Origin of the sequence: Amycolatopsis sp. CA-161197 (assembly GCF_050942255.1) — a bacterium.
In the GTDB taxonomy this organism is placed as follows: domain Bacteria; phylum Actinomycetota; class Actinomycetes; order Mycobacteriales; family Pseudonocardiaceae; genus Amycolatopsis.
Genome location: NZ_CP192059.1, coordinates 5210678 through 5223675 on the forward strand (window position 1 = coordinate 5210678; position 12998 = coordinate 5223675).

The 12998-nt window shown below is 74.7% G+C and carries 1 protein-coding gene (cut by a window edge); it reads left to right on the top strand.

All coding sequences use genetic code 11. The features are described from left to right. On the top strand, positions 1 to 12998 hold the beginning of the coding sequence (locus ACQPXB_RS24660) for a type I polyketide synthase (RefSeq protein ID WP_432856456.1). Its footprint extends 14407 nt past the window's final position; only the first 12998 of its 27405 coding nucleotides appear in the window; it begins with the start codon at positions 1 to 3; its stop codon lies beyond the right edge, outside the window.

Genomic DNA, 12998 nt, shown 5'->3' on the forward strand with positions numbered 1-12998 from the left:
ATGGACAACGAACAGAAGCTGCGGGACTACCTCAAGCGCGCCAGTGCCGATCTGCGCCGGACGCGCCAGCGGGTGCAGGAGCTGGAGGCGGCGGCGAGCGAGCCCATCGCGATCGTGGGCATGAGCTGCCGCTACCCCGGCGGCGTCACCAGCCCGGAGGACCTGTGGCGGCTGGTCGAGGCCGGCGAGCACGGCATCACCGAGTTCCCCGCCGACCGCGGCTGGGACCTCGACGGCGACTTCGCGTCTTCGACGCTGTCGGGCGGCTTCCTGCACGACGCTCCGCAGTTCGACGCCGACTTCTTCGGCATCTCGCCGCGTGAGGCGCTGGCGATGGACCCGCAGCAGCGTGTGCTGCTGGAGGCGTCGTGGGAGGCGTTCGAGCGGGCGGGCCTCGACCCGGCGGCGCTGCGCGGCAGCCGCACCGGCGTGTTCGTCGGCGCGATGGCCCAGGACTACGCGGTCGGCCCCGAAGACGGCGTCGAAGGCTTCCAGCTCACCGGCAACACCACGAGCGTGATGTCCGGCCGGCTGTCGTACGTGTTCGGTCTCGTGGGGCCCGCCGTCACTGTGGACACGGCGTGCTCGTCGTCGCTCGTTGCTCTGCACTTGGCCGCGCACGCGTTGCGCGCCAAGGAATGTTCGCTCGCGCTGGCCGGCGGCGTCACCGTGATGTCGAGCCCGGCCACGTTCGCCGAGTTCAGCCGCCAGGGCGGTCTCGCGACCGACGGCCGCTGCCGCTCCTTCGCCGACTCGGCGTCGGGCACCGGCTGGGCCGAGGGTGTCGGTGTGCTCGTGCTGGAGCGCCTTTCGGACGCGATCCGCCACGGCCACGAGGTGCTGGCCGTGGTCCGCGGGTCCGCGGTGAACCAGGACGGCGCGTCCAACGGCCTGACCGCCCCGAACGGTCCTTCGCAGGAACGCGTGATCCAGCAGGCGCTGCTCAACGCCCGCCTCACCGCCGCGCAGGTCGACGCGGTGGAGGCGCACGGCACGGGCACCACGCTCGGCGACCCCGTCGAAGCGCAGGCGCTGCTGGCCACCTACGGCCGCGGCCGCGACGCGGGCAAGCCGCTCTACCTCGGCTCGGTGAAGTCGAACATCAGCCACACGCAGGCTGCCGCCGGTGTCGCGGGCATCATCAAGATGGTCATGGCCCTGCGCCACGGCGTGCTGCCGAAGACGCTGCACGTGGACGCCCCGTCGTCGCATGTGGACTGGACCGAGGGCGCCGTGCGGCTGCTCACGGAGGCCACGCCGTGGCCGGAGACGGGCGAGCCGCGACGGTTCGGCGTGTCGTCGTTCGGCATCAGCGGCACCAACGCCCACACGATCATCGAGCAGGCGCCGGAAGCCGAAGCGACGGAGCAGGAACCCGCTCCCGCACCACTCGCGGCGGGTGCGGTGCCGCTGCTCGTGTCCGGGCGCACCGCCGAAGCGCTGCGGGCCCAGGCGGCCCGCGCCGTGGAGTTCCTCGAAGACAACCCGGACGCGGCCGTGGCCGACCTGGCGCTGTCGCTGGCCACCACGCGGTCCGCGTTCGAGCACCGGGCAGCGGTCGTCGCCGAGGACCGGGACGCCGCGCTGGCCGGGCTCACCGCGATGGCGGCGGGGGAAGCGCCCGCGAGCGTCGTGCCGGCGAAGACGAAGCTCGCGTTCCTGTTCACCGGGCAGGGCGCACAGCGGCTCGGCGCGGGGCGTGAGCTCTACCGGCGTTTCCCCGTGTACGCCGAGGCGTTCGACGCGGTCGTCGCCGAGCTGGACCGCCACCTCGACGGCTCGCTGCGCGAGGTCCTGTGGGGCGAGGACGCCGAGAAGCTGAACGAGACGGGCTGGGCGCAACCCGCGTTGTTCGCCGTCGAGGTGGCGCTGTTCCGCCTCGTCGAGTCGCTGGGCGTCACGCCCGACCACCTGACCGGCCACTCGATCGGCGAGCTGGCCGCCGCCCACGTCTCCGGCGTGTTTTCCCTGGCCGACGCGGCGAAGCTAGTCGCCGCGCGTGGCACGCTGATGCAGGCACTGCCCGCCGGCGGCGCGATGGTCTCGATCACCGCGGCGGAGGACGAAGTCGCGCCGTTGCTGACCGGCGAGGTGTCGATCGCCGCGGTGAACGGGCCCGGCACGGTCGTCGTCTCCGGTGCGGAGGACGCCGTGCTCGCGGTGGCGGCGCACTTCGCCGAGCTGGGCCGCAAGACGAAGCGCCTGCGGGTGAGTCACGCGTTCCACTCGCCGTTGATGGACCCGATGCTGGCCGAGTTCCGCGCCGTCGTCGCCGGTCTCGCGGCCGAAGCTCCGCGGATCCCGATCGTCTCCACGCTGACCGGCGAGCCCGTGACCGCCGAGCAGCTGTCCACTCCGGACTACTGGGTCGACCACGTCCGCCGCACCGTCCGCTTCGCCGACGCCCTCGACTGGCTCACCGGCCACGGCGTCACGACGATGCTGGAGCTGGGCCCCGACAGCGCGCTGTCCTCACTGGTCCGAGACGCCGAGGCGTTCGCTTTGCTGCGCGCGAACCGGCCCGAAGACGCGTCGATGGCTGCCGCTCTGGCCGGTGCGCACGGGCGCGGGATCACCGTGGACTGGGCGCGGTACTTCGCCGGCACCGCCGCGCGCCGGCTCGACCTGCCCACCTATGCGTTCCAGCGCCGCCGGTTCTGGCCGAAGGGCGGGATGGCGCAGTTCAACGACGTGCGCGCCGCCGGGCTCGGCGCGGCGCACCACCCACTGCTCGCCGCCGCGGTGACACTGGCCAACTCCGACGGGCTGCTGCTCACCGGCCGGCTGTCCACCCGGACGCACCCGTGGCTGGCCGACCACGCCGTGCGCGGCGCGGTGCTGCTGCCGGGCACCGCGTTCCTCGAGCTGGCGCTGCGGGCCGGTGACGAGGTCGGCTGCGGCCTCGTCGAAGACCTCACCCTGGCCGCGCCGCTCGTGCTGCCCGACCACGGCGCCGTGCAGGTGCAGGTGTGGGTCGGCGCGCCGGACGCGGCCGGCCGCCGGGGCGTGAACGTCTACTCGCGGCCCGACGGCGAGGACGAGCAGCCCTGGACCCAGCACGCGGCGGGCACCGTTTCCCCGGGCACCGCGTCGGTCGCCTTCGACGCGGCCGCCTGGCCACCGGCCGACGCGGAACCCGTGGACCTCGACGGCGGGTACGACCGGCTGGCCGAAGCCGGCTTCGCCTACGGCCCGGCGTTCCGGGGCCTGCGCTCGGTGTGGCGCCGCGGCGACGACGTGTTCGCCGACGTCGCCCTGCCGGCCGGGCCCGGAGCCGACGCCGGCGCGTTCGGGATCCACCCGGCGCTGCTCGATGCGACGCTGCACGCCCTGCTGCTCGGCCGCCCGGACGGTGGCCCGGCGGGCCTGCCGTTCTCGTGGGAGGGCGTGGCCCCGCACGGGGCCGGTGCGGCTTCGGTCCGCGTGAAGCTCTCGCCCGCGGGCGGCGACGCGGTGTCGATCGCGGTCGCCGACAGCACGGGCGCGCCCGTGGCCTCGGTCGAAGCCCTGACGGTGCGGCCGATGTCGGCCGACGACCTCAACTCCGCCGCGACCGTTCAGCGCGATGCGCTCTTCGCCGTGTCGTGGGTCCGTCCGCGCGCCGTGCAGGCGTCCGAAGTGGACGAATCGAACGTCGTGCTCGTGCCGCTCGAGGGCACCGGCGACCCGATCGGCGACGCCCACTCGCTGACCGCCCACGCCCTGCGGCTGCTCCAGGACGCGGCTTCGGGCGACCAGCGTCTGGTCTTCGTGACGCGCGGTGCCGTTTCGGTGGCGGGGGAGCCGGTCACCGACCCGGCGGCCGCGGCCGTCCGGGGCCTGGTGCGCGCGGCCGAGAGCGAGCTGCCGGGCCGCTTCGGCCTGCTGGATCTGGCCGCGGACGGCGAGCCGCCCGCCGAGGTCTACTCCGGTGACGAGCCGGACCTGGCTGTGCGCGCGGGCGTCACCTACGCCGCTCGGCTGAGCCGCGCCGCGCTGCCGGTCGCCCCCGACGAGGTCACGTGGGATCCCGAGGGCACCGTGGTCGTCACCGGCGGCACCGGGGGACTGGGCGCGGTGTTCGCTCATCACCTCGTGGCCGAGTACGGCGTGCGGCACCTGCTGCTGCTCAGCCGTCGTGGCCCGGACGCCCCCGGCGCGGCAGAACTGGTCGCGGACCTGACCGAGGAGGGCGCGGAAGTCACTGTCCTCGCCTGCGACGCGGCGGATCGCGAGGCCCTCGCCGCGGCCCTGGCGTCGGTCGAACGCCCGGTGCGCGCCGTCGTGCACACCGCGGGCGTGCTGGACGACGGTGTCCTCGCGTCGCTCACACCCGAGCGCCTCGACACCGTGCTGCGCCCGAAGGCCGACGCAGCCTGGAACCTGCACGAGCTCACGAGCGACCTCACCGCGTTCGTCACGTTCTCCTCGTTCGCCGGCGTCTTCGGCGCGCCGGGCCAGGGCAACTACGCCGCCGCCAACGCTTTCCTCGACGCGCTCGCCGAGTACCGCCGGGCCCAGGGCCTGCCGGCCGTGTCACTGGCGTGGGGTCCGTGGGCGAGCACCGGCGGCATGACCGGCACGCTGTCCGAAGAGGACCTCAGCCGCATGGCCCGCGCCGGGACGCCCGCGCTGCCGGTGGCGCAGGGCGTGGCCCTGTTCGACGCCGCGCTCACCGCCGGCGACGCCGTGCTCGTGCCCGTCCGCCTCGACCTGCCCGTGCTGCGCTCGCAGGGCGCGGTGCCCCCGTTGCTGCGGGGGCTGATCCGCGGCCCGGCCCGGCGGTCCGTCGTCGCGGGGTCGGCCGCGGTCGGCCTGGCGGAGCGGCTGAGCGGGCTCGGCGAGGCCGAACGCGCCGACGTCGTGCTGGAGCTCGTCCGCGCCCAGGTGGCCGCGGTCCTCGGCCACGGCGGCGCCGACGCGATCGACCCGGCCCGCGCGTTCTCCGACCTCGGCTTCGACTCGCTGACCGCGGTCGAGCTGCGCAACCGCGTGGGGTCCGTGACGGGCCTGCGGCTGGCGACCACGGTCGTGTTCGACTACCCGACGGCGGCCGCGCTGGCCGCGCACGTCGTGGAGGAGCTGCTCGGTTCGGCCCCGGCGGCGACCGTGGGCACCACTCGCGCCGCGGCGGCCGACGACCCGATCGTGATCGTCGGCATGAGCTGCCGGTACCCGGGCGGGGTGACCTCGCCCGAGGAGCTGTGGCGGCTCGTCACGTCCGGCACCGATGCGATCACCGGCTTCCCGGAGAACCGGGGCTGGGACCTGGCCGGGCTGTACGACCCGGACCCCGACAGGACCGGCACCACCTACGCGCGCGGCGGCGGCTTCCTGCACGACGCGCCCGAGTTCGACCCGGCGTTCTTCGGCATGAGCCCGCGCGAGGCCCTGGCCACGGATTCGCAGCAGCGCCTGCTGCTCGAGACGTCGTGGGAGGCGATCGAGCGGGCCGGCATCGACCCGGTGTCGTTGCGCGGCAGCCAGACCGGCGTGTTCGCCGGCGTGATGTACAACGACTACGGCGCGGTCCTCGCGGGTGGTGACTTCGAAGGCTTCCAGGGCAGCGGCACCTCGCCCAGCGTGGCGTCCGGCCGGGTGTCCTACACGCTCGGGCTCGAAGGCCCGGCCGTCACGGTGGACACGGCCTGCTCGTCGTCGCTCGTCGCGATGCACTGGGCCATGCACGCGCTGCGGTCGGGCGAGTGCTCGCTCGCGCTGGCCGGTGGCGTCACGGTGATGTCCACGCCGGCGTCGCTGCTGGAGTTCTCGCGCCAGCGCGGCCTTTCGCCCGACGGGCGCTGCAAGGCGTTCGCCGAGTCCGCCGACGGCGTCGGCTGGGCCGAGGGGGCCGGCATGCTCGTGCTGGAGCGGCTTTCCGACGCGAAACGCCACGGCCACCCCGTGCTCGCCCTCGTGCGGGGCAGCGCGGTGAACCAGGACGGTGCATCCAACGGCCTGACCGCCCCGAACGGCCCTTCACAGCAACGCGTGATCCGCGCGGCCCTCGCGAACGCGGGCCTGGACACCGGCGACGTCGACGTCGTCGAGGCCCACGGCACCGGCACCACGCTGGGCGACCCGATCGAGGCGCAGGCCCTGCTGGCCACCTACGGACGCGACCGCGAGACGCCGCTGCTGCTCGGGTCGGTCAAGTCCAACGTCGGCCACACCCAGGCGGCCGCGGGTGTCGCCGGCGTGATCAAGATGGTCGAGGCCATGCGCCACGGCACGGTCCCGCGAACGCTGCACGTCGACGCACCGTCGTCCCATGTGGACTGGGAAGCCGGCGCGGTCGAGCTGGTGCGCGAGGACACCGCGTGGCCCGAGTCCGCCCGGCCGCGGCGGGCCGGGGTCTCGTCGTTCGGCATCAGCGGCACCAACGCGCACCTCATCCTGGAGCAGCCGGCCGCGCCGAAGGCGATCGAGGCGCCGACCACCGACCGGGTGCTGCCGTGGCTGGTCTCCGGCCGCAGCGGAAAGGCGCTGTGCGCGCAAGCCGCCCGGCTGCGGTCCACTGTGGACGGGGCGCACGTCGCCGACGTCGCGCATTCGCTGGTCACCACGCGGTCGGACTTCGAGCACCGCGCCGCCGTGCTCGCCACCGACGCGGAGACCGCGGCCCGCGCACTCGGCGCGCTCGCCGACGGGCGTTCGGACTCCGCGCTCGTCACCGGCGAGACCGGGGCGGCCGGACGGCTGGCGTTCCTCTTCACCGGCCAGGGCAGCCAGCGCGCCGGGATGGGCCGCGACCTGGCCGAGCGGTTCCCGGTGTTCGCACAGGCGCTGAACGAGGTCTGCGGTGCGTTCGACGAGTACCTGGACCGGCCGCTGCGTGAAGTCCTGGCGGCCGGCGACGGCTCGCTCGACGAGACCGGCTGGACGCAGCCCGCGCTGTTCGCGTTCGAGGTCGCGCTCTACCGCCTGGTGCGCTCGTGGGGCGTGAAGCCCGCGTTCCTCGCCGGGCACTCGATCGGCGAGCTGGCCGCCGCGCACGTCGCCGGCGTGTTCTCCCTCGCCGACGCCACGGCGCTCGTCTCCGCCCGGGCCCGGCTCATGCAGGCGCTGCCCACCGGCGGGGTGATGGCCGCGCTGCAGGCGACCGAGGACGAGGTGACGCCGCTGCTCACCGACGGTGTGGGGATCGCGGCCGTCAACGGTCCCGCGTCCGTCGTGATCTCCGGCGACGACGAGGCCGTGACGCCGATCGTCGAGCACTTCGCCGCGTTCGACCGCAAGACCAAGCGCCTGCGGGTGAGCCATGCGTTCCACTCGCCGCGGATGGACCCGATGCTGGCGGAGTTCCGCGCCGTCGCGGCGAACCTGACCTACTCGCCACCGCAGTTGCCGGTCGTCTCCAACCTCACCGGCACCGTCGCGACGGCGGAGCAGCTGTGCTCGCCGGACTACTGGGTGGACCACGTCCGCGGCACCGTCCGCTTCGCCGACGGCGTCCGCGCGCTGGCGGCCGAAGGCGTCGGCACGTTCCTGGAGCTCGGCCCGGACGGCGTCCTCTCCGCGATGACCCAGGAAACCCTGCCCGACGTCGAAGTCGTCGCGACCCAGCGCGCGGACCGGGACGAGGAGCTCACGCTCGTCACCGCGCTCGCCCGGTTGCACACGCGCGGCATCGCCGTAGCGTGGCCGGAGTTCTTCACCGGCGTCGGCGGCCGGCGGATCGATCTGCCCACGTATGCGTTCCAGCACGAGTTCTTCTGGCCCGACACACCCTCGGCTTCGGTGCCGGCGGACCCGGCCGACGAGCGGCTCTGGGACGCCGTGGAACGCGGCGACGCCGGCGCGCTGGCCGGGATCCTGGGTCTGCAGGACGAACAGCACGCCTCGCTCTACGCGTTGCTGCCCGCCCTCTCGTCGTGGCGCCAGACGCGGCACGAGAAATCGCTGCTGGACTCGTGGCGCTACCGCGTCGAATGGCAGCACCTGCAGCCCTCGGCGCTGCCCGCGCTCGAGGGCACCTGGCTGGTCGTCAGCCCCGCCGACGCGCCGCAGGACGTGGTCGACGCGCTGACCGAGCACGGCGCCGAGGTGCGCACCGGCACCGTCGAGAACCTGGGCGACCTCGACGGGGTCACCGGGATCGTCTCCACGCTGGCCTCGGCCGAGGACGACGCGCTGGCGTTGACGGTCGCGCTCGTCCACGCGCTGGAGGACCACGGCCCGCTGCCGATCTGGACCCTGACCCGCGGCGCGGTCGCCACCACGCCGGACGAGACCGTGACCAGCGCCGCGCAGGCCGCGGTGTGGGGGCTGGGCCGTGTGGTCGCGCTGGAACAGCCCCACCGCTGGGGCGGTCTGGTCGACCTGCCGTCCACTCTGGACCCGGCCGCCGCCCGCCGGCTCGTCGCGGTCCTGGCCGATGCGGAGGGCGAGGACCAGCTCGCGATCCGCGCGAACGGGGTCGCCGGCCGGCGGCTCGTGCGGCACGCGGCGCAGGACCTGCCGCCGGAAGGCGCGTTCACCGCGTCCGGCAGCGTGCTGGTCACCGGCGGCACGGGCGCGCTGGGCGCGGAGGTCGCGCGCTGGCTGGCCCGCAGCGGCGCCGAGCACGTGGTCCTCACCAGCCGTCGCGGCGCCGAGGCACCGGGCGCGGCCGAGCTGGCCGCGGAGCTGGAGGAGCTGGGCGCGCGCGTCACCGTGGCCGCGTGCGACGTCGCCGACCGCGACGCCCTCGCCGACGTGCTCGCGGAGCTGCCGGACCTGACGGGCGTGGTCCACGCGGCCGGTGTCGGCCAGGCGACGCCGCTGAACGAGATCGATCAGGCCTACTTCGACCAGGTCCTGTCGGCGAAGATCGCCGGCGCCGTCAACCTGGACGCCCTGCTCGGCGACCGTCCGCTCGACTTCTTCGTGCTGTTCTCCTCGATCGCGGGCGTGTGGGGCAGCGCGGGCCAGAGCGCGTACGGCGCGGGCAACGCCTACCTCGACGCGCTGGCCGAGCAGCGACGCGCCCGCGGCCTGGCCGCGACGGCCGTCGCGTGGGGTCCGTGGGCCGAAGCGGGGATGGCGACCGACGACGCGGTCGCGGGTGACCTGCGCCGCCGCGGCCTCGGGATGATGGCGCCCGCCCCGGCCATGGCCGAGCTGCGCCGCGCGGTCGTCGCGGGCGGGCCGGTTGTGACCGTCGCCGACGTCGACTGGGATCGGTACGTGCCGGTGTTCTCGGCGATGCGGCCGAGCCCGCTGCTCGCGGGCCTGGCGGCCGTGCGGGCCGACGAGCCGGAGGCCGAGGCCGGCGAGTTCGCCGCCCGCCTGAGCGCGCTCGGCGAGCCCGAGCAGCTGCGGCTGCTCCTCGACCTGGTGCGCGGCGAGGCGGCGGCCGTGCTCGGCCACGCGTCCTCGGACGAGGTGGGGGAGCGCCGGGCCTTCCGCGAGGCCGGCTTCGACTCGCTCACGGCGGTCGAGCTGCGCAAGCGGCTCGGCGCGCTGACCGGCCTGACGCTGCCCGCGACCCTGGCCTTCGACTACCCCAACCCGACGGCGCTGGCGGAGTTCCTGCGCGCCGAGGTGCTGGGCACCGCCGCCACGGCGAACGTCGTGGCCGCCGCGGGCGCGAGTGACGAGCCGATCGCGATCATCGGCATGGCCTGCCGGTTCCCCGGCGGCGCCGACACGCCGGAGGAGTTCTGGCGGCTGGTCGCCGACGGCGTCGACGCGATTTCCGAGTTCCCCGCCGACCGCGGCTGGGAGATCGACGGCCTCTACGACCCGGACCCCGACCACCTCGGCACCACCTACTCGACGCAGGGCGGTTTCCTGCACGACGCCGGCCGGTTCGACCCCGCGTTCTTCGGGATCTCGCCGCGGGAGGCGCTGTCGATGGACCCGCAGCAGCGGCTGCTGCTGGAGACCTCGTGGGAGGCCTTCGAACGCGCCGGCATCGACCCGGCGACCCTGCACGGCAGCCCGACCGGCGCGTTCATCGGCTCGACCTTCCAGGACTACGGCGCCGGGGCCGGCGACGCGGGTGAAGGCCACGTCGTCACCGGCACCCAGCCGAGTGTCCTTTCCGGACGGTTGTCGTACACCTTCGGGCTGGAAGGACCCTCGGTCACCGTCGACACCGCCTGCTCGTCTTCGCTGGTCGCGCTGCACCTGGCGTGCCAGTCGCTGCGCGGCGGGGAGAGCACGCTGGCGCTGGCCGGCGGCGCGACCGTGATGGCCAACCCGGGCCCGTTCGTCGCCTTCAGCCGCCAGCGCGCGCTGGCGCTCGACGGGCGCTGCAAGGCGTTCGGCGACGGCGCCGACGGCATGACGCTCGCCGAGGGCGTCGGCGTGCTGCTCGTGGAGCGATTGTCGGACGCGCAGCGCAACGGCCACCCGATCCTCGCCGTGGTGCGCGGTTCCGCCGTGAACCAGGACGGCGCGTCCAACGGCCTCTCGGCTCCCAACGGCCCCGCGCAGCAGCGCGTGATCCGCCAGGCGCTGGCCAACTCCGGCGTGCGCACCGAAGACGTGCAGGTCGTGGAGGCGCACGGCACCGGCACCGCGCTCGGGGACCCGATCGAGGCGCAGGCGCTGCAGGCCACCTACGGCCGGGACCGCGACCCGGAGCAGCCGCTGCTGCTCGGCTCGGTGAAGTCGAACATCGGCCACACGCAGTCGGCGGCCGGCATGGCGAGCGTGATCAAGATGATCATGGCGATGCGGCACGAGGTCCTGCCGCGGACGCTGCACGCCGGTGACCGGTCGGCCCACATCGACTGGACGCCCGGCACGGTGCAGCTGCTGACCGAGGCCGCCGCGTGGCCGCGCGGCGACCGGCCGCGGATCGCGGCGATCTCGTCGTTCGGCATCAGCGGCACCAACGCGCACACGATCCTCGCCGAGCCGCCCGCGACGGAGGTCCCCGACCACGCGGACGAGCCCGAACGCCTGGTTCCGCTCGTGGTGTCGGCGCGAGGTGAAGCGGCGCTGCGCGAGCAGGTCGTGAACGTCGCTTCGACGCTCGAAACCGCCGACCCGCGTGACGTCGCCGCCTCCCTGCTGACCACGCGGGCCCGGTTCGAGCACCGCGCCGTGGTATTCGGCACGGGCCGGGACGAGCTGCTCGCCGGCCTGCGGGGCGACCTGCCCACCGCGGTGCGCGGGGTGGCCGACGTCGAGGGCAAGCGGGTGTTCGTGTTCCCGGGTCAGGGTTCTCAGTGGGCCGGTATGGGGGCGCAGCTGCTCGACGAGTCGCCGGTGTTCGCCGAGCGGTTGCACGAGTGCGCTGCGGCCCTTTCGCCTTTTGTGGATTGGTCACTGCTGGATGTGCTGCGGCAGGTCGAGGGTGCGCCGACGTTGGAGCGCGTGGATGTGGTGCAGCCGGCGTCGTGGGCGGTCATGGTGTCGCTGGCCGCGTTGTGGCAGGCCCACGGCGTGGAGCCCGACGCTGTGGTCGGACACTCGCAGGGCGAAATCGCCGCCGCGTGCGTGGCCGGTGCGCTGTCGCTCGAAGACGCGGCCCGCGTGGTGGCGCTGCGCAGCCAGGCCATCGCGCGGACACTCGCGGGCCACGGCGGGATGATGTCCGTGGGCCTGCCCGTGTCCGAAGTGGAGCCGCGCCTGCCCGAGGGCGTTTCGATCGCCGCGGTCAACGGGCCGACGTCCGTCGTGGTGGCGGGCGACCCGGACGCGCTCGACCGTCTGCACGCCGAGCTGACGGCCGAGGAAGTCCGCGCCCGCAAGATCGCCGTGGACTACGCGTCGCACTCCGCGCACGTCGAGGCGATCGAGACCGACCTCGCCGAGGCGCTGGCCCCGATCACGCCGCGGGTTTCCGCCGTCCCGTTCTACTCGACGGTGACCGGCGGCTGGCTCGACACGACGGAGATGGACGCGAGCTACTGGTACCGCAACCTGCGGGGCCGCGTCGGCTTCGAGCCCGCCATCCGCGCGCTCGCCGAGGACCAGCACCGCGTGTTCGTGGAGATCAGCTCGCACCCCGTGCTGACCATGCCGGTGCAGGAGACCCTGGAAGGCGCGGGCCGCACGGCCGTGACCGGGACGTTGCGCCGCGACCAGGGCGGGCTGCAGCGCTTCCTGACCTCGGCCGCGGAGGCGTTCGTCCGTGGCGTGCCGGTGGACTTCACGCCGTACACCCGCGGCGGCGGGCGCATCGAGCTGCCGACCTACGCCTTCCAGCACCAGCACTTCTGGGCCGTCCCGGCCGAGCCGGAGCCCGTGGTGCACGCCGACCCGGCCGACGCCGAGTTCTGGGCGGCCGTGGAGGGTCAGGACCTCGACTCGCTCACGGCGAGCCTCGACGTCGACGGTGCCTCGCTGGCCGCCGTGCTGCCCGCGTTGTCGAACTGGCGCCGGCGCCGGCAGGACGCGTCCACAGTGGACTCCTGGCGGTACCGGCCGGTCTGGAAGCCGCTGACCGGGCTGCCGAGCGGCATCCTGTCCGGCACCTGGCTGCTGGTCACGACCGAGGGCCACGAGGGCGCCGAGATCGCCCGGGGCCTGCACGCCGCCGGCGCGCGGGTGCGGACGCTGGTGCTCGACGAGTCCTGCAGCGACCGCTCCGTGCTCGCCGGACGGCTGCCGGTGGACGAGGAGATCACCGGCGTCGTCTCGCTGGTGGCGCTCGCCGAAGCGCCCCACGGCGAGTTCCCGGAGCTCGCGAGTGGCCTCGCGCTCACCGTCGCGCTGGTCCAGGCGCTCGGGGACGCCGGGCTCGACGCTCCGCTGTGGACGGTCACCACCGGTGCCGTCGCCACCAACCGCGCCGACACCGTGACCCACCCGGCCCAGGCGCAGGTGCACGGCGTCGGCTGGACCGCCGCGCTGGAGCACCCGGATCGCTGGGGCGGTGTGGTCGACGTTCCGGAGCAGCCGGACGAACGCGCGGTCGCGCGCCTGGTGACCGTGCTGTCCGGCGCGACCGGGGAGGACCAGCTGGCCGTGCGCGCGTCGGGGGTCTTCGCCCGCCGAGTCGTGCGGGCTCCGGCCGGGACGACCGAACGCGCGTGGACGCCGGCCGGCACCACGCTCGTCACCGGCGCGACCGGGACGCT